17 protein-coding genes and 1 other RNA gene are annotated in these 17,104 nt (G+C 53.4%); 11 read left to right on the top strand and 7 right to left on the bottom strand.

Annotation, left to right across the window (positions count from 1 at the left end; genetic code table 11):
* Positions 1 to 640: FFLEELY motif protein (locus ABYA77_RS13055; RefSeq protein ID WP_372966409.1), on the bottom strand; the 640-nt coding region annotated here is incomplete at its 3' end.
* An 84-nt stretch (positions 641 to 724) separates the two neighbouring features.
* Positions 725 to 1,648, bottom strand: a complete 924-nt coding sequence (locus ABYA77_RS13050) for an alpha/beta hydrolase (protein ID WP_372966408.1) — start codon at positions 1,646 to 1,648, stop codon at positions 725 to 727.
* A 241-nt stretch (positions 1,649 to 1,889) separates the two neighbouring features.
* On the opposite strand from ABYA77_RS13050, the gene ABYA77_RS13045 reads away from it, so the two are divergent.
* The 7 genes from ABYA77_RS13045 to ABYA77_RS13015 all read left to right on the top strand — a co-directional run bounded on the left by ABYA77_RS13045 (position 1,890) and on the right by ABYA77_RS13015 (position 9,419).
* Positions 1,890 to 3,248, top strand: coding sequence for a WS/DGAT domain-containing protein (locus ABYA77_RS13045; protein WP_372966410.1), 1,359 nt, complete (start codon positions 1,890 to 1,892; stop codon positions 3,246 to 3,248).
* Between the two features lie 179 nt (positions 3,249 to 3,427).
* The gene (locus ABYA77_RS13040; protein WP_372966407.1) at positions 3,428 to 4,948 is read left to right on the top strand and encodes an aldehyde dehydrogenase family protein; all 1,521 of its coding nucleotides are present in this window, start codon (positions 3,428 to 3,430) and stop codon (positions 4,946 to 4,948) included.
* Positions 4,949 to 5,056: 108 nt separating this feature from the next.
* Positions 5,057 to 5,695: a TetR/AcrR family transcriptional regulator gene (locus tag ABYA77_RS13035; protein ID WP_372966406.1), complete on the top strand. Its 639-nt coding sequence runs from the start codon at positions 5,057 to 5,059 to the stop codon at positions 5,693 to 5,695.
* Positions 5,696 to 5,742: 47 nt separating this feature from the next.
* Positions 5,743 to 6,726 (top strand): MDR family oxidoreductase, encoded by a 984-nt coding sequence (locus ABYA77_RS13030; RefSeq protein ID WP_372966405.1) that lies wholly within the window; start codon positions 5,743 to 5,745, stop codon positions 6,724 to 6,726.
* Between the two features lie 43 nt (positions 6,727 to 6,769).
* Positions 6,770 to 7,348: a peroxidase-related enzyme gene (locus ABYA77_RS13025; protein ID WP_372966404.1), complete on the top strand. Its 579-nt coding sequence runs from the start codon at positions 6,770 to 6,772 to the stop codon at positions 7,346 to 7,348.
* Between the two features lie 187 nt (positions 7,349 to 7,535).
* Entirely contained in the window at positions 7,536 to 8,912 is a 1,377-nt protein-coding gene (locus ABYA77_RS13020) for a class II fumarate hydratase (protein WP_372966403.1), read from the top strand.
* Between the two features lie 24 nt (positions 8,913 to 8,936).
* The gene (locus tag ABYA77_RS13015; RefSeq protein ID WP_372966402.1) at positions 8,937 to 9,419 is read left to right on the top strand and encodes a CDP-archaeol synthase; all 483 of its coding nucleotides are present in this window, start codon (positions 8,937 to 8,939) and stop codon (positions 9,417 to 9,419) included.
* A 5-nt stretch (positions 9,420 to 9,424) separates the two neighbouring features.
* Here the strand turns inward: ABYA77_RS13015 and ABYA77_RS13010 are convergent, their stop codons facing one another.
* Positions 9,425 to 10,399, bottom strand: a complete 975-nt coding sequence (locus ABYA77_RS13010) for a metallophosphoesterase (RefSeq protein ID WP_372966401.1) — start codon at positions 10,397 to 10,399, stop codon at positions 9,425 to 9,427.
* 156 nt (positions 10,400 to 10,555) lie between these two features.
* Here ABYA77_RS13010 and msrA point away from each other — a divergent pair, with 156 nt between their 5' ends.
* From msrA to ABYA77_RS12995, 3 genes are all read left to right on the top strand, one after another.
* Entirely contained in the window at positions 10,556 to 11,206 is a 651-nt protein-coding gene (gene msrA, locus ABYA77_RS13005; protein ID WP_372966400.1) for a peptide-methionine (S)-S-oxide reductase MsrA, read from the top strand.
* An 11-nt stretch (positions 11,207 to 11,217) separates the two neighbouring features.
* Positions 11,218 to 11,643 (top strand): peptide-methionine (R)-S-oxide reductase MsrB, encoded by a 426-nt coding sequence (gene msrB, locus ABYA77_RS13000; protein ID WP_372966399.1) that lies wholly within the window; start codon positions 11,218 to 11,220, stop codon positions 11,641 to 11,643.
* Positions 11,644 to 11,733: 90 nt separating this feature from the next.
* Positions 11,734 to 12,498, top strand: coding sequence for a lysophospholipid acyltransferase family protein (locus tag ABYA77_RS12995; RefSeq protein ID WP_372966398.1), 765 nt, complete (start codon positions 11,734 to 11,736; stop codon positions 12,496 to 12,498).
* 26 nt (positions 12,499 to 12,524) lie between these two features.
* Here ABYA77_RS12995 and ABYA77_RS12990 read toward each other — a convergent pair whose 3' ends face one another.
* Positions 12,525 to 13,502, bottom strand: a complete 978-nt coding sequence (locus tag ABYA77_RS12990) for a calcium/sodium antiporter (protein WP_372966397.1) — start codon at positions 13,500 to 13,502, stop codon at positions 12,525 to 12,527.
* A 399-nt stretch (positions 13,503 to 13,901) separates the two neighbouring features.
* Here ABYA77_RS12990 and mqo point away from each other — a divergent pair, with 399 nt between their 5' ends.
* Positions 13,902 to 15,383 (top strand): malate dehydrogenase (quinone), encoded by a 1,482-nt coding sequence (mqo, locus tag ABYA77_RS12985; RefSeq protein ID WP_372966396.1) that lies wholly within the window; start codon positions 13,902 to 13,904, stop codon positions 15,381 to 15,383.
* Between the two features lie 64 nt (positions 15,384 to 15,447).
* On the opposite strand, the gene ABYA77_RS12980 is transcribed toward mqo, so the two are convergent.
* The 3 genes from ABYA77_RS12980 to ssrA all read right to left on the bottom strand — a co-directional run.
* Complete coding sequence (locus tag ABYA77_RS12980; RefSeq protein ID WP_372966395.1) at positions 15,448 to 15,693, bottom strand: hypothetical protein; 246 nt, start codon at positions 15,691 to 15,693, stop codon at positions 15,448 to 15,450.
* A 165-nt stretch (positions 15,694 to 15,858) separates the two neighbouring features.
* Complete coding sequence (locus ABYA77_RS12975) at positions 15,859 to 16,746, bottom strand: chemotaxis protein (protein ID WP_372966394.1); 888 nt, start codon at positions 16,744 to 16,746, stop codon at positions 15,859 to 15,861.
* Positions 16,747 to 16,964: 218 nt separating this feature from the next.
* Positions 16,965 to 17,104, bottom strand: a transfer-messenger RNA (tmRNA) gene (gene ssrA / locus ABYA77_RS12970); the annotation flags it as partial.

The raw sequence follows: 17,104 nt of genomic DNA, 5'->3' as shown, positions 1-17,104 counted from the left end.
TTTTCCTGAACGCGCTGTAACCCCGGTGTATAAAACTGTGCAAATCACCCAGTCCAGCTCTTTCTGCGGTGCCACGGGTCATTGATAGCAGCCAGCCGAGAGTGCGGTTGCGCACATATCGGTCTAGCTCCTGGCCGGTATCGGATACCAGTTCCAGTTGTCGTTTGCGAACTGGGAGCTGTCCGCTGGCCCGGTAGCCCTCACACCAGTCTTCGGGGGTGATTTGCTGAGTGCTCCGGTTGTTCTTGTCAAACCACTCTGCCAGCTCCAAATCCAGGCTTTGAGTTACCAGGTTAAGCTCCACCAGTCCGGCAAATGTGCCCAGAAGGTGATCTGGCAGCCACTTCACCATTTTGGGGAAAATGCGATCAACGTTGTCGTCCCGACGGGTCATGCCGGCCGGGGCGTAAAGGTCAGACAGGAGAAACTCCAGGCCTGTGTGATAGCCCGGGTGGTGATATAAATCCTGATGGGTGGTTTTCAGGCGCTCGGCCTGCCAGTCGGCCAGTCGGCGGGTGCCTTCCTGTAGTGGGTGGTTTGTTTTGAACTGTCTGAAATCGTGGTATTCCAGTAACAGACGTTTGAGCCTGTGGGCGTTTTCTGAATGCACTTCCGTTGCGATCAGGCGTTCACGATACATGCTGAGGCTCCATCAAGCTGAACCAAAAGTTGATCAGTTTAACGAAGCAGCGCTGCGGGCGCACCCGCCGATTATGAGTTCAGCTCAAGCCTGAGCGGATGTCTGCAGGGTTTCGAAGCTGGGTAGCCATTCCCGGCTGTCGAGTGTCACGAAGTGACTGGGTGCGCCTGTTTCGACAATGCGCATGGTTGTGGGGCTTGTTCTGGCGCTGGCCAGCATGGCTGTGCGGTCGAGAATCCGATCGGTTGCGGGGATCAGAAAGGTTCCGTGGCGGATATGCTGATATACCGAGCAGTCTGTTCTTGCCATCCACTCCATGATGTTTTCAATATTGCGAACAATGGTCAGGTGGTCTTTCGTGGCGTAGAACAGTTTACTCAACAGCTGGCGCTTACGGGGATTCATTTTGCCAAAAAAGGTTTGGCCGTAGGCTGACTGGGGCGCGCTGTTGATCAGGCGAATTAACCAGGGCCACATGCCGTGGCTGACAGGTTCCAGCAAAGTGGTTACCAAACCGTGGATCTTACCCTGAGGCAGAACTGGGGCTTCAAGAACCACTTCTACGTTTTCGTAGAGCTCTGGCCATTGGCGTATCGCGTCAAGGATAACCGCACCCCCCCGGGAATGGCCGTGAATACGGATGTTACGGGTGGTGGGGAGATTCTGTAAAGCCTGGTTCAGGATGCAGGCGTCGTACTCAATGGTTCCTTCCAGAAACTTGATCGGAACTTCCCAGTCGGCATTTTCAGGCGTTATACCATTAACCGGGATGTGGTAGTTGCTGCAAGTCAGAAGGATAAGTTCAGTAGAAGGGCCGTCGTAGGTCTGTGTAAAGTAACAATGATTTTCGAGAAAGCCATGTACACCAATGACAGTATGCTCCGCGGCACTGCTGTGATTACGTATCGAAACTGCGCCTTTACCAACCCGGAATACCCGCCCGGAAAACATTTCGGAGTAGGCACTGTCGATTGGTTTGATCAGTTTGCGGATATGGCTGGCTTTCATTGCTTATCTCCCCCGGCACAGATCTGGCTTGTTTAAATTGTGAGTGGCCGGTGTTTTATAACCATCGCACTAAGCGTTATAACGAGTATAGATGTGAACGATTGTTTACGTGTAGTTTTTTGTAATTATCTGAAATCTTCTGATTATGGAGACGGTACTCCGACTCTGGCACAATGCGGAGTTGGCGTCACCAGACATTTATCGGGGAACTTCAGGTTTGGATCAAGAGCAATCGCATCTTATGTTGCCTTCGGATTCGGCCTGGCTGGCGCTGGAGCGGCCAGCGAACCCAATGACCATCACTATTATGCTCCGGGTGGATGGCCTTACCGCTGACCGGTTTCGTGGCTTCCTTCGCGTGTACTGGGCTTCGTGGGAGCGCTTCCGTTACCGTCCGGTATGGCGGGCTCCTGCCTGGTACTGGCTGGCGGACTCAACGTTCAATGAGACGCGCCATCTGGATGTGGTGCTGGATCGCTTTGATCAGAAGCAGTTGCAGGAATGGGTTTCTGAGCGCCTCAATGAGCCGTTGCCCCTGTATCGCCCCATCTGGAAGTTTTGGCTGGCCCCGAATGCGGAGGGCGGTGCCGCGCTGCTTTTAAGGCTTCATCATTGTTATGCCGATGGGCTGTCACTATTGGGGATCTTCGGCCAATTGTGCCCAGCCTCTCCGAGACAGTATCCCGCCCTCTATGGTGCTCCGGAAGTTCCACGGCTCGGACGTTGGGCCATGACAGCTCAGCAGTGGCTTGAATCGATGGCGGCTCAGGTCGGGCAAGGGGGGTTGTCAGGTTCAGGAACAAGAACAGATTCTGCGCAGGGGCAGGTCGGACAACTGGTGCAAAATGGGGTTCGTCTGGCGCATAAGTTGAGTGAGTTTTTGATAGAGCAGGAGGACACCCCTTCTGACCTCAAGCGGCCGCTGTCAGGGCGGCGTAGTTGTTCCTGGTCTGCCCCTGTGCCGCTGGAGCGTTTCCGGGCCCTGGCGTTAGCCACCAAAACCACCATCAACGATGTATTGCTTGCCTGCGTGGCTGCCGCAGTTCGCCCCAGGCTCGGCTTGACGCAGGCGCAGCTGGATGATGCCATCATGCACGCTGCTGTGCCGGTGGATATTCGGGCTCAGATGCCGGAAGGCATAAGGCCGGAAGCGGGCGAGCTCGGTAACTGTTTTGGTACGGTCTTTGTGCCTTTGCCGGTCGATGGTGAAAGTGCGCTGGAGCGTCTCTTCCGCATCAAGCATGAAACCCGAAAACTCAAAAAAAGCGGGCAACCCGGTATTGCCTGGGGTTTGACCTCCTGTGCCCCGCTGTTGCCAGAAGTGGGTCGCAAGCCGTTGGCTGATCTGTTTTTCCGAAAAGCGTCGGCGGTGGTCTCCAACGTGCAGGGGACGCCGGAGACTCGTTATCTGGCTGGCTGTGCTATTACTGAGCAGATGTTCTGGGTGCCTCAGGCCGGCGATATTGGTCTGGGGGTAAGCATTGCCAGCTACGCAGGGCAGGTCCAGTTCGGGGTGGTGGCAGACGACGCCATTTTGTCTTCGCCCGATGAGTTCCTTCAGGATTGCCTGATGGAGCTGGAGCAGCTTCAGGTTTCCTAGCCCTCACTTTGCCGCGCTTCGGTTGTCTCTCTCGCTTCGCCGTCCTGGTTCGTCTGTTTTGCCTCTACTACGTTTGTCGTGCCGTCGCATCATTCAACTATCTGGAATACCGACTACATTGAAGAAGTAAACGCAAAGACTGCGTTGTCTTGCAATAAATACAACAAGAGGTCGAGATCATGATTTATGCACAACCAGGAAAAGATGGCTCTGTTGTTTCGTTCAAATCCCGTTATGAGAACTTCATTGGTGGTGAATGGGTTGCTCCGGTAAAGGGCCAGTATTTTGAAAACATCACGCCGGTTACCGGGGCGGTTTTTTGTGAGATTCCGCGCTCTGGAGCGGAAGATATTGAATTGGCGTTGGATGCGGCTCATAAAGCGGCACCGGCCTGGGGCAAAACCTCACCTGCAGAACGATCTAATATCTTGCTAAAAATTGCAGACCGGATTGAAGCCAATCTTGAAACGCTGGCGGTGGCAGAAACCTGGGATAACGGTAAGGCTGTTCGGGAAACCTTGAATGCTGACATTCCTTTGGCTGCTGATCACTTCCGTTACTTTGCTGGCTGCATCCGGGCTCAGGAAGGTCACATGGGCGAGATTGATCACAATACCGTTGCGTATCATTTTCATGAACCGCTTGGCGTCGTCGGCCAGATTATTCCCTGGAACTTCCCGTTGCTGATGGCGGCCTGGAAACTGGGTCCTTGCCTGGCAGCAGGTAACTGTACGGTGCTAAAGCCCGCGGAGCAGACGCCGGCCAGCATCCTGGTGCTGATGGAAATCATTGGGGACCTGTTGCCTCCGGGAGTGATCAATATAGTTAATGGTTATGGCCCGGAGGCAGGGCAGGCGCTGGCTACCAGTAAGCGCATTGCAAAGATTGCTTTTACCGGATCTACGCCCGTTGGCTCTCATATTCTCAAGTGTGCGGCGGAGAATATCATTCCCTCCACTGTTGAGTTGGGTGGTAAGTCGCCGAATATCTATTTCTCTGATGTGATGAGTGCTGAGCCTGAATTTGTGGACAAGTGTGTGGAAGGGCTGGTGTTGGCTTTCTTCAATCAGGGTGAAGTTTGTACCTGCCCGTCCCGGGCGCTGGTTCAGGAGGATATGTTCGAAGAGTTCATGCAAAAAGTTATTGCACGCACGAAATCCATTAAGCGTGGTAACCCGCTGGATACTGATGTTCAGGTGGGGGCTCAGGCGTCCAGGGAGCAGTTCGACAAAATCATGTCCTACATGGATATCGGGCGTCAGGAAGGCGCGGTTGTGCTGACGGGGGGTGACCGTGAGCACCTCGAAGGTGAGTTCAATAACGGCTTCTACATCCAGCCGACCCTGTTCAAGGGTGACAACAAAATGCGCGTGTTCCAGGAAGAAATCTTCGGGCCGGTGGTGGGGGTAACGACCTTCAAGACTGAGGAAGAGGCATTGGCTATTGCCAATGATACCGAGTTTGGCCTGGGTGCGGGCGTCTGGACCCGGGATGCCAACCGTGCATACAGAATGGGGAGGAATATCCAGGCCGGTCGGGTATGGATGAATTGCTATCATGCTTATCCGGCCCACGCGGCCTTTGGTGGTTACAAGAAGTCCGGAGTCGGTCGTGAAACCCACAAGTTGGCGCTGGGACATTATCAGCAAACCAAGTGCATGCTGACCAGTTACGATATTAATCCGCTCGGATTCTTCTGATTTCCTTGCCTTTGCAGAGCTCCGCCCGGGGCTCTTTTTATTTTGATAGACAGTCAGTCTAAATTGTGCATAATTAATTAGACGGTCAGTCTAAATAAGAGGCGAGTTGTGGAAAACGTACCCATAAAACGTAGGCGTGGCAGGCCTCCCAAGAACCAGAGCGCCAGCTATCAGGATACGCGGCAGGTCTTGATCCGTGTCGGGCTGGCTGCGTTAACCGAGAAGGGATACTCCTATACCGGCCTGGATGAAATTCTGCGGGTGGCGAACATACCGAAGGGATCTTTCTACCACTATTTTGATAACAAAGAAGCGTTTGGTCAGACGCTCATCGAGGCCTATGGGCATTTTTTTGCCAGTAAGCTGGAGCGTTCTCTATCTGACAATTCCCGTACTCCGCTGGCCCGTATTCAGGCGTTTGTCGAAGACGCCAAAGCGGGTATGGAGAAGTTTGATTACCGTCGCGGTTGCCTGATTGGCAACCTGGGCCAGGAAATGGTGGCCCTGCCAGAAAGTTTTCGCAGTTTGTTGTGTAACACCTTCCGGGATTGGGAAAGCCGTATTGCCCGGGTGTTGACGGAGGCTCAAGTGGCCGGAGAAATGCCTGACCATCTGTTACCAGAGCCAATGGCTCAGTTTTTCTGGATAGGTTGGGAGGGCGCGGTGTTGCGCGCAAAACTTGAAAAATCTTCACAACCGCTGGACCAGTTTGCCGAAGGCTTTATGGCGCTGGTACGCGGTTCCTGATGCAAGCAACTTAGTTCAAATCACCAGGTAGAACCGTTGGAGGCAACATGTTCAAAGGTATTTTGATTGAAGGCAGTCGGGGCGACCAGCAAGTGTCCCTGAAATCCATTGATGAGGCTCAGTTGCCGGAAGGCGATGTCACGGTCGATGTCACGTACAGCACGCTGAACTACAAGGATGCGCTGGCGATTACCGGCCGTGCACCCATTGCAAAAAGTTACCCGATGGTGCCGGGCATCGATCTGGCTGGTGTGGTTACTGCGTCATCCAATCCAGAGTTCAAAGCCGGGGATGAAGTTGTGCTCAATGGCTGGGGTGTGGGTGAAAAACACTGGGGTGGCCTTGCCCAGAAAGCGCGTCTGTCTGGCGACTGGTTAATTCCGCTGCAGGCACCGTTCACGGCTCGTCAGGCCATGGCGATTGGTACCGCAGGCTATACATCCATGTTGTGTGTGATGGCTCTGGAGAAGCACGGAGTGACGCCGGATTCAGGTGACATTCTGGTAACCGGCGCTACCGGAGGTGTGGGTAGTATTGCTGTGGCGGTGCTGGCGAAGCTTGGTTATTCGGTAACCGCTGTTACGGGTAAGCCGGAAGAAGAAAGCTATCTGAAGTCCCTCGGGGCCAGACAAATTCTGGACCGGGCCGAGTTGAGTGGTCCGGGAAAGCCGCTGGCCAGAGAAACATGGGCCGGTGCAATTGATGTGGCTGGCGGCCAGGTACTGGCCAATGTATGTGCTGGGATGAAGTACCGGGGTGTTGTCGCGGCTTGTGGTCTGGCGGCCGGAATGGATTTCCCGTCAACCGTTGCTCCTTTCATTCTTCGGGGTGTCACTCTTTGCGGCATTGACAGCGTTATGGCGCCGAAAGAGGACCGTTTGCATGCCTGGAAACGGCTGGCTCAAGACCTTTCGCCTGAATTGCTGGACAGCATGATTACTGATGTTCCATTTGATGACGCAATTAATGCTGCTGGCCAACTGATGGAAGGCAAGGTTCGCGGTCGCATTGTGATTTCCGTAGCTGGTTAATTCTGGCGTTTACTTCGCTGCATAACAAAACAGAGGATATAGAATGTCAACAAAAACAGAACAAGCTATTAGCCGTTTTCCCGTGCCTGAGTTGGACGCCATGCCGGAAGATATTCGTAACCGGATTCTTTCCGTACAGGAAAAATCCGGATTTATCCCCAATGTTTTTCTGGTGTTGGCCCATCGCCCAGCCGAGTTCCGGGCTTTCTTCGATTACCATGATGCCCTGATGGAAAAAGACAGCAACCTCACCAAGGGCGAGCGTGAAATGATCGTGGTGGCCACCAGTAATCTGAATCAGTGCCAGTACTGTGTGGTCGCCCATGGTGCAATTCTGCGGATTCGGGAGAAAAATCCCATGATTGCGGATCAGGTTGCGGTTAACTATCGCAAAGCGGACATTAGTGATCGCCAGAAAGCGATGCTGGACTTTGCAGTGAAGGTTTCCCAGCGGGCTCAGGACGTTGGCGATGATGACTTTGCTGAGTTGCACCGCCATGGCTTTACTGATGAAGATATCTGGGATATCTCAGGCATTGCGTCATTCTTTGGTCTGTCGAACCGAATGGCGAATGTGACCAGCATGCGTCCGAACGCAGAGTTTTACGGCTTGGGCCGGTAAGACTGCGCCGAGAGCCTTCTGGCGGACTACACTTGTTGTAAACCGTTCAGTGCGTCAGGAGGCGATTCTGAATTTTGAGCAAGTCACCGGCATCTGCGACCATGTCCGATTAAGATCCAGGGCTCGTAGGGCATAGTTCCCTTTTCGCGAGAGGATCAGGAATGACAAGGCAGGATAGGAGGCGGCAGTGAGCGATTATCGAATAGAGTCTGACAGTCTGGGTGATGTGATGGTCCCGGTGGATGCACTTTGGGGGGCCCAGACTCAGCGGGCTATCGAAAACTTCCCGGTGAGTGGTCAGCCGATGCCTGCAGCTTTTATTGCTGCCGTGGCTCAGGTCAAGCGCGCGGCAGCTCAGGCAAATGCTTCACTGGGATTATTGGATGAACAGCGGCGTGACGCTATTTCTGATGCCTGTGAGCAGCTGATACTGGGAAAATACGCTGATCAATTTCCGGTTGATCGCTACCAGACGGGCTCTGGCACCAGTACCAATATGAATCTGAATGAAGTGATCTCCGCCATTGCTGCCCGGCAGGGCCATGAGGTTCATCCGAACGATCACGTCAACATGAGCCAGAGCTCCAACGATGTCATTCCTACGGCTATTCACTTGAGTTCGGTGCTTGCTGTCAAAGGGCGATTGCTGCCCGCCTTGTCGCACCTGCGTGGGATTATCTATGAGCGTGAGGCGGAGTTCTGCAACCAGGTGAAAACCGGTAGAACACATTTAATGGACGCTATGCCGGTCACTCTTGGGCAAGAGCTCAGAACATGGCGTGAGCAACTGGTTGCGGCTGAAGCGCGTTTGGGCACGGTGTTACAGGAGTTGGCGTTCCTGCCTCAAGGGGGGACTGCTGTTGGTACCGGGGTGAATGCAGCGTCAGAGTTTGCCAGGCAATTTGTCAAGTTTCTGAAAAATAACACTGGATTCCCGTTTCGAACGCTTGAGCATAAATTTGTCGGCCAAAGTGCGGTGGATGCGCCGCTTGCGCTGTCTGCTCAACTTCGGGGTGTTGCGGTGGTGCTGACCAAAATTGCTAACGATTTGCGTTGGATGAACAGTGGCCCGATTCATGGCCTCGCTGAAATCAGCCTGCCAGCGTTGCAGCCCGGCAGCAGTATCATGCCCGGCAAAGTGAATCCGGTGATTCCGGAATCGGTGGCTATGGCCAGTGCTCAGGTGATGGGGCTGGACGCTGCGGTTGCTATTGCCGGGCAGTCCGGAAACTTTCAGCTCAACGTTATGTTGCCTCTGGTTGCGGGTAATTTGCTGGATATGATCCGGTTGATGAGTGGTGCGGCAGGTGTTTTGGCTGATAAAGCCATTAAGGGATTTACTGTGAATGCTGAACATCTGAATGCCGGTGTGAATCGTAACCCTGTACTGGTCACTGCGCTGAATCCTGAAATTGGTTATAGCCTGGCGTCAGAGATTGCGAAGGAGGCATACCGCTCTGGCCGCCCGGTGATCGACGTAGCTGAAGAGCGAAGCGGGCTGAGCCGTGCGCGGTTGGAAGAGTTGATGGATCCTCTGAAATTGACCCGTGGGGGCCTGGCCTGAACTGAACCCGCTGGAGGTGAAGCTTTGTTGCTATCGCTAGAGCTGTTTGCTTTGTTGGTGCTGGCCAACGGTGCTCCGGTAGTAATGGCCCGGTTATTTCGGGATTGCGGTAATTGGCCGGTGGATGCTGGTCAACTCTGGACTGATGGCCGGCCGTTGCTGGGCCCGAGTAAAACCTGGCGGGGAATTGTATCTGGCACCCTGTGTTGTCTGTTGTTTGCTGCATGGGTAGGTTTGGGCTGGGTATTTGGCGCCGTGTTTGGGGCGCTGTCGTTGCTTGGAGATCTGATCAGCAGTTTTATCAAACGCCGTATGGGAATGCGTTCCAGCGCACGGGCGTTATGGCTGGATCAGCTACCCGAGGCCGGTTTGCCGATGCTGATGGCCTGGCTGTGGTTGTCCTTGCCCCTGTGGGAAGTGGTTGCCATAACGCTGCTCTTCGCCCTTTCCAATATGCTGTTTTCACCTCTGCTGTATCGCCTCGGGGTTCGGGCTCAACCGCACTGAAGGGGCTATTCCGGCCCTTGGGTGAGAGTGTGAAGTGTCACTTCGGGAGGGCAGTTAAGGCGAACATTCAATACTGAGGTGCCAGCCCCGGGTGAGGTGTAGCCCTGCATACCGTTAACCCGCCAGAACCCCCGCCCCAAATGTCGTGGGCAGTCAGAATCCAGTGTGATGGGGATGCCGCCAGGCAGGCAAAGCTGCCCGCCATGGGTGTGGCCGCAGAGGAACAGATCGTAACCGGCATGAGCGGCTTCTCGCCAGATTTCTGGTGTATGGCTCAATAACAGGCTGATGGCTCCGGCAGGGATGTCGTCGCCGGCACGCTGCAGGTTGTGTGCCTTATAGTAGTGAGCATCATCTACCCCAGCCAGGTAGATGGTACCTTCAGGGCGTTGAATGGGGATCATCTCATTCATCAGCAAGCGGTAACCCATGTCTTCCAACGCTGGCACCATTCGCACGCTGTCATGGTTTCCCAGTACTGCGCAGGCATCGCCGTGGATAGCGCTTCGTAAGCGCGCCATGCCATCCAGTGAGGCTTCTACCGGCCCCCAGGTCAGTTGACGGTAATCTCCTGTCAGTACGCACAAATCATAATCCAGTGGTTCAATTTGCTGGATGACTGCCTGCAGGTTGTGTTCATCCATATCCACATGCAAGTCCGTCAAATGCAGGATCCGGAACCCCTCAAAAGCGGATGGCAGACCAGGAAGAACAAACGTATTGTGTGTAGTCCTGAGCTTACGGCTATTGGCCTGGGCTCGGTTGAAGAGCCCCACCGCTTTCAGGCAGAAACGGATCAGGCTGGGTGCGTTGGTCAGGTTTTCCAGATGAAACGAGCGTTTATCACGGCCCAGAATCAGGGCTTCGGATTCCTGTTCGATACCGAGCCTCTGGCGGGCGTGAACCGGCCCTAATCGCAGGCTTAAGCGGTAATGTAGAAGATCGTCCTCATTTTCCGGTTCGCGGACTTTTGCTGTCATGCTGTTTCCTTGATGCCGAGCGGGATCTTATGGTTGATCCCTGTTGTCATTATGGTTCGTCACCTCGTATGTGCAACTACTCTGGCTCCCGGTTTGGGGCTGGCTCCTGTAAGTGCCATACTGGGTATAGTTTTCTGATGATGGGTGGGCCGCTTTATGAGTAACACATGCAATATTCCCGGACTGAATGTCCCCCGCAGCCGGTTTCCTGTTCCAGAGATGGAACTTCAGGAAGCAGAAGGTGAAGCCCATGTTGTTCTGGCTGGTGGTTGCTTCTGGTGTGTGGAGGCGGTGTTTCTGGCAATTGATGGCGTGATCCGAGTGGAATCCGGATACGCTGGTGGTTCTGCCCAAACGGCGAACTATGAAGCTGTCTGCACGGGTACCAGCGGCCATGCTGAAGTGGTTGATGTGCACTACGACCCAGCCAAAGTCAGTTTCAGTGAGCTGTTGCGGGTGTTTTTCTCGGTTGCTCATGACCCGACCCAGCTGAACCGGCAAGGCAATGATGTTGGATCTCAGTATCGATCTTCGGTGTTCTATGAAACGGCGGAGCAAAAGCAGGTGGTTGAGGCCTACATACACCAGCTGGATGAAGCCGGAGTTTACCCCTCTGAGATAATGACTATCCTTGAGCCTCTTGATGCCTTCTATCCGGCAGAGGCCCAGCACCAGAATTTTGCTGCGCGTAATCCATGGCAGCCATATATCATGGCGGTTGCCGCTCCCAAAGTAGAAAAGCTGGCCAACACCTGGCCGGACCGACTGAAATCTGAATACCACCAGGACGATTCTGACCTGGGGTGAGGAGAGTCCTAATGAGTGTATCTGCCGCAGGTTATGATGTAACGCCCTTGAGCAAGATGCAGATTGAAGAAAAAGCCGCGGGGCTCACGGCCGAAGAGAGACGCGTATTGCTGGATCATGGCACAGAGCATCCGTTTTGCGGCACTCTGCTGGATAACAAAAAGACGGGGGTATATCACTGCCGCCTGTGCGACCTTCCTCTGTTCAGCTCTGATGCCAAATTTGATTCCGGAACCGGCTGGCCAAGCTTTTTTCAGCCATTTGACCCGGATCACCTCCGCTATATCGAAGATTCCAGCTTTGGCATGACCCGCACCGAAATACGTTGCGCGCGCTGTGACAGCCATCAGGGGCATGTTTTTCCCGATGGCCCGCCGCCCACCGGTCAGCGGTATTGTCTGAACTCGGTTTCGCTGATGTTTCGGGAAACCGGCTGAGCTAAGACTTTTGTTCGTTATTCACTGGTAGTGGGAGCCGGTACAATTCAGGGATAGTCCCTGAATGTTGGCGAATGAAAGGTGCATGTAATGAAGCGATTGAATTTGAGCCCGCTAACGGAACCGGCAACCCTGCTCCGGCGGGCTGCAGTGGTGTTGGGCTCGATAGGGTTGACCGCTATCTATTCTTTGCTGATTTTGCTGCGAGCTATGTTTGGCCAGCTCAATCGCCCGATTGTCGACAAATACTGCCGGGAATGGTCAGCGTCACTGCTTAAACTGGTTCGCGCCAGCGTGACGGTTCGGGGTGAAGTGCCAGACTTTAATGATGGCCGACGTTACATCATTATGTGCACTCATGCGAGCCACTACGATATTCCCATCAGTTTTGTTTCCCTGCCAGGTTCTATCCGTATGCTGTCCAAAAGGGAGTTGTCCCGTATTCCTTTGCTGGGACAGGCGATGGCGGCGGCTGAATTTCCCTGGATCAACCGGTCCAATCAGACAGAAGCGGTACGTGATCTGCAAAAAGCCAGAGCCATGATGGAAAGCGGTATCGTGCTATGGGTTGCCCCGGAGGGGACACGCTCGCCCGATGGCCAGCTACTGCCTTTTAAAAAGGGCTGTTTTCACCTGGCGTTTGATACCGAAGCGGTGATTGTGCCCGTGGCGATTCGTGGTGTACATCAGGTATTGCCTGCTCGCAGCATGCAAATCAATTTGGGTCAGCCGGTTGATGTACGGGTAGGGGCACCGATTGAAACCGCAGGAAGGCGCAGGGAAGAGCTTCCGATGGTCATGGATGAGGTGCGTTCGAGAATGGCTGAGCTGCTGGGTGATGGCGAGCCAGAGTAATCATCTGCCTCGCTCTCCTGTTGGATTTATGCGCCGGCAACCACGGTAGAAAGCAGGTAGGCGGTGTAGGCAAGATAAACCGTCAGCAAAAGCGCTCCGTCCACTCGTGTGATCATCTTGCGCCAGCCCGTCATGCCGAAGCCCATCACCAGAAGCCCAACGGTTAGCGCAAGCATCAATGCCCAGTCCCGATACAGAACTTCCGGGGCAACGGATAACGGTTGGATCACCGCTGCCAGACCCACTACCGCTAAGGTGTTAAAAATACCTGAGCCCAGGATGTTGCCCAGAATCAGGTCATGTTCATTCTTTTTAACCGCAGCAAGGGCCGAAGCCAACTCGGGCAGAGACGTGCCGATAGCGACAATGGTCAGGCCGATGACCAGATCGCTGATGCCCAGGCTCTGAGCAATAGTTACTGCGCCCCACACCAATATGCGGGAGCTGATAATCAACAGGACCAAACCGGCCAGCAGCCAGATGACAGCGCTTTTCATTGGCATCGGATGAGCGATGATTTCACTATCAACCCCCTCGGCCAAGCTGTCATTTTTGCCTCGGAAGCCCTGGAAAATAGACCAGCCCATGACGGCGGAAAAAACGCCCAGCAATACCCAGCCATCTGTGCGTGAAAGCTCTCCGTCCAGTAACTGCGCACCGGCAATCAGCGTGAGCACGACCAAAATTGGTAACTCTTTACGGATAACCTGGGAGTGCACGGCTATCGGCGCGATAATGGCCGTCAGGCCGACAATCAAAGCAATATTTGTAATATTAGAGCCGTAACCGTTACCCAGTGCCAGGCCTGGGTTGCCATCTGCAGCAGCCATGGCTGAAACCGCGAGTTCTGGTGCGGAGGTGCCGAAGCCAATAATGACCATGCCGATTAACAGAGTAGGCATGCCTAAGTGTTTGGCAGTGGCTGCAGCGCCTTCTACGAACTTATCGGCACTCCAGACCAGCAATACCAACCCGAAAAGAATGGCACCAATAGCCATCAGCATAGAAAAACCTCAATCCAAATTTCAGAAGCCAGTGCGGGAATCGCAGGCGAAGCAAAGTGCGCACAAGATACAGCAAGTCACTATTTCAGGTCAGCCCCGAGCCACAGGATTTTCCGCTATAAGCAATCTCCCGCATTAACCCGAGCAGTGTATCAGACTAAAGTGGCGCTGATATTGTCAACAAAACACGCGAGAATCTCGTGGTGCCATAATTGGCAACTCACCATGTCTTGGTTGGCAATCGCAATTTATTCTTCCCGTAAAAAACGGGATAATGCGCACAATTCAGATCGGAAGCACACGGCTGCGCCGTTTACCTCGCGTAGTTCCGGCTTTCGACAGGCCGCTTTGCTGATCGTGGAGTGGTTCCAGGCTCAACACTAGCTAGGGTAAAAACCAATGGCCGTTAGACAGGCAGACGTAGTGCTGGTCGGTGGGGGCGTCATGAGCGCAACCCTCGGGATGATGCTCAAACAGCTTGATCCGTCTCTGGATATTGTCATGTTGGAGCGTCTTGATCACGTTGCTCATGAGAGTACCGACGGATGGAACAACGCAGGTACCGGCCACGCAGGCTACTGTGAACTTAACTACACGCCCGAAACCGACGACGGTGACGTAGAAGTAGCTCGGGCATTGCAAATTAATGCGCAGTTTGAGGTTTCTTTGCAGTTCTGGTCTTACCTTGTTGAACAAGGTGTTCTGCCGGAACCATCCTCCTTCATTAACCGCACACCACATCAGAGCTTTGTCTGGGGTGAGAAAGACGTAGCCTTCCTTAAACGTCGTTTTGAGCGTCTTAAGGCGCACCACTTGTTCCGGGAAATGGAATACTCGGAAAATCCTGAAGAGCTGGCCCAGTGGATGCCCTTGGTTGTTGGCAAGCGGGATCCAATGGAAAAGGTTGCAGCGACTCGTATCAAACACGGTTCAGACGTCGACTTTGGTTCGCTGACCCGGAACATGGTTAAGTGGCTGGAAACCCAACCAAATTTTGAGCTGATGGTCAGTTCGCCCGTTCACTATATTGACCAGCGCGACAATGGTCGCTGGAAGTTGCGGGTGAAGAATCAGAAAACCGGAGAAATGACTAAGCTGGAAACGGGGTTTGTGTTCCTGGGCGCCGGTGGTGGTGCTCTGCCGCTGCTGCAGAAATCCGGAATTGATGAAGCCCGGGGTTATGGAGGCTTCCCTGTCAGCGGCCAGTGGCTGGTGTGCCAGAAACCTGAGATTGTTAACGAGCATCACTCCAAGGTATACGGAAAAGCGCCGATTGGCGCTCCGCCCATGTCCGTTCCGCACCTGGATACTCGCATCATTAATGGCGAGCCTGCGTTACTATTCGGGCCGTTTGCCGGCTTTACTACCCGTTTCCTCAAGCAAGGCTCAGTGTTTGATTTGTTTGGCTCTGTTCGTGCTACCAATCTGCGCCCGATGTTGTCGGTCAGTAAGAGCAACATGGATTTGACCCGTTATTTGATTGGTGAGGTTTTTCAGTCTCACAGTGATCGGGTGAATGCGTTGCGCAATTTCTTCCCGGAAGCGAAGGAAGAGGACTGGAGGCTGCAAATGGCGGGTCAGCGTGTACAGATCATCAAACAAACCGAAGAAGGTGGAGGCAAGCTCGAGTTTGGAACTGAGATTGTTGCGGCAAAAGATGGCTCACTTGCCGCTCTGCTTGGCGCCTCTCCCGGGGCATCAACTGCGGCCAATGCCATGTTGAACGTATTGGAACGCTGCTTCCCTGAGAAAATGCAGTCCAAACAGTGGCAGGAGAGAATGAGAGATCTGGTGCCGTCGTATGGGCAATCATTGGTTGAAGATGAAGAGCTCTTAAACTCTGTGCGTGCGCGAACGCTGGCAACACTTCAACTCGTTTGATGTTTTGCATAAGCCCGGCGCTAAATGGCACCGGGCTTGTTTTACTGTAGATAGCCTTTCTGAATCAGAGCTGGCTGAATGCTTTGTCAAAATCGGCAGCTGCTGCGTCTGTAAACTCAAAGTTTTTCCGGATGTAGGCCAGTGTGGCTTTTTCAGTATCTGTTACTCCAGGTCCGTCTTGGGCGGACTTGATCAGGTCAGCAACCTCATCTTTGGATAATTTACCTTCGCCCTTTCCTGTCGTGTGCTTGCGTGCGAGGTCTAGCAGCTCTTTTTCGTATTTTTGACCATCAATCGTTTCGTAAGCCATAACAATGCCAACTCCATTTAACAGTGAAAACGGGCCGCTCAGGGTCGAGCGATCCCGCTGTGGACAGGCGCTTGGGCGTATGAGTTTTGCAGCAGCCTGTCTGGTTCATACAAGCACAAGGTTTTGGTTTGTGCAAATAATGAGCAGGTGCCGGCAACGCATGAGTTACGTGCTTTTGGCAGCTCCGCGCAGCATAGCCTGGAGCAGTTCGGCCGCATCAAACTTTGTCAGCGCTTCGTCAGCACCCACCTGATTGGCGTAGCTGAGGCTCATTTCACTGTTCAGAGAAGTGTGCAGGATAATATAGGGTTGCTTCAATGTTGAGTTGTCGCGCACGTCAAAGGTTAGCTCGTAGCCATCAAGGCCCGGCATTTCAATATCACTGACCAGAATGTCAACTGGATTGCCCTGCGAGTGAAGGTCTAACAAAACGTTCAATGCGTCGTTGCCATTGCTGGTCACATGGTACGTAATGTTTTTGCTGTCCAGAACATCCGACAGTTGTTTTCGTGCTACTTGAGAGTCGTCCACCAATAGAATGTTCAGGGACTTGAGGGTCTCGCTCTGAACATCTGACAGAAGAACCTCCTGGGTATCCAGGGATTCCGGATAGACTTTGGAAAGTAACAGCTCCACATCGAGTAGCTGAATAATGTCTCCGCTCTCGTCCAGCAAACCGGTGATAAAGGCATTGGTACCTAATGCCTTGGGGGGCGGAATGACATTTCTCCAGTTTGTTTCAATAATTTTCTGAACGCCACGCACCAGAAAGCCTATTTCCTGGCGCTGGATGTCGGTCACGATGATTGATGCCTGGTTTTGCTCCTCTTTTGACAAGGCGGGGTAGCCAATAGCCGCAGCCATATCGATAACCGGTAAGGCTGAGCCCCGGAATGACGCGGTACCGATTACGGCGTGGTGACTATGGGGTAGTTTGGTCAGCCGCTGAAAGGTCAGAATTTCACGGATTTTAAGCGTACCAATGCCAAAAAGCCGCGGCCCAAACAGAGAAAATAACAAAAGCTTTTGGGGTTGCTTCGCTTTATTCGACATGACGCCAGACCCTTTTAAATGCAGGAATTCCCGGGGGGAGAGGTTAAGGAGCTAAAGTTTTGTTTTATCTGTGGGGATAGTAGCAGTTTGCGCCTATTTTGAGGTTGGTGGCTTTGTATCAATTGGTGACAGATTGAAGGGAGGGGAAGTGTGTTTTTTTCAAATGGCCTTTCCAGAAACGAGAAAAGCCCCGGCTAGCGGGGCTTTCTCTTTGTGTTTGGTGGAGACGGCGGGAATTGAACCCGCGTCCGCCAGCACTATGCCTTGAGATCTACATGTTTATGTCCTTCTATTTATTTAACCTCAAGCGACCCGAAGGCCAGGGTGCAAGAGGCGAGTTCTTTAAATCTTAGCCGCT

This window comes from Marinobacter sp. (assembly GCF_041595835.1).
Classification (GTDB): domain Bacteria; phylum Pseudomonadota; class Gammaproteobacteria; order Pseudomonadales; family Oleiphilaceae; genus Marinobacter.
Note: the sequence above shows the minus strand (reverse complement) of the source record. Positions and strands in the feature narration are given on the sequence as shown.

Excerpts from the sequence above, each read along its gene's own strand:
- ABYA77_RS13050 (WP_372966408.1), bottom strand. The coding sequence starts at position 1,648 with ATGAAAGCCAGCCATATCCGCAAACTGATCAAACCAATCGACAGTGCC.
- ABYA77_RS13025 (WP_372966404.1), top strand. The coding sequence starts at position 6,770 with ATGTCAACAAAAACAGAACAAGCTATTAGCCGTTTTCCCGTGCCTGAG.
- ABYA77_RS12975 (WP_372966394.1), bottom strand. The coding sequence starts at position 16,746 with ATGTCGAATAAAGCGAAGCAACCCCAAAAGCTTTTGTTATTTTCTCTG.
- ABYA77_RS13030 (WP_372966405.1), top strand. The coding sequence starts at position 5,743 with ATGTTCAAAGGTATTTTGATTGAAGGCAGTCGGGGCGACCAGCAAGTG.
- ABYA77_RS12995 (WP_372966398.1), top strand. The coding sequence starts at position 11,734 with ATGAAGCGATTGAATTTGAGCCCGCTAACGGAACCGGCAACCCTGCTC.
- msrB (WP_372966399.1), top strand. The coding sequence starts at position 11,218 with ATGAGTGTATCTGCCGCAGGTTATGATGTAACGCCCTTGAGCAAGATG.
- ABYA77_RS13045 (WP_372966410.1), top strand. The coding sequence starts at position 1,890 with ATGTTGCCTTCGGATTCGGCCTGGCTGGCGCTGGAGCGGCCAGCGAAC.
- ABYA77_RS13040 (WP_372966407.1), top strand. The coding sequence starts at position 3,428 with ATGATTTATGCACAACCAGGAAAAGATGGCTCTGTTGTTTCGTTCAAA.
- ABYA77_RS13010 (WP_372966401.1), bottom strand. The coding sequence starts at position 10,399 with ATGACAGCAAAAGTCCGCGAACCGGAAAATGAGGACGATCTTCTACAT.
- msrA (WP_372966400.1), top strand. The coding sequence starts at position 10,556 with ATGAGTAACACATGCAATATTCCCGGACTGAATGTCCCCCGCAGCCGG.
- ABYA77_RS12980 (WP_372966395.1), bottom strand. The coding sequence starts at position 15,693 with ATGGCTTACGAAACGATTGATGGTCAAAAATACGAAAAAGAGCTGCTA.
- mqo (WP_372966396.1), top strand. The coding sequence starts at position 13,902 with ATGGCCGTTAGACAGGCAGACGTAGTGCTGGTCGGTGGGGGCGTCATG.
- ABYA77_RS12990 (WP_372966397.1), bottom strand. The coding sequence starts at position 13,502 with ATGCTGATGGCTATTGGTGCCATTCTTTTCGGGTTGGTATTGCTGGTC.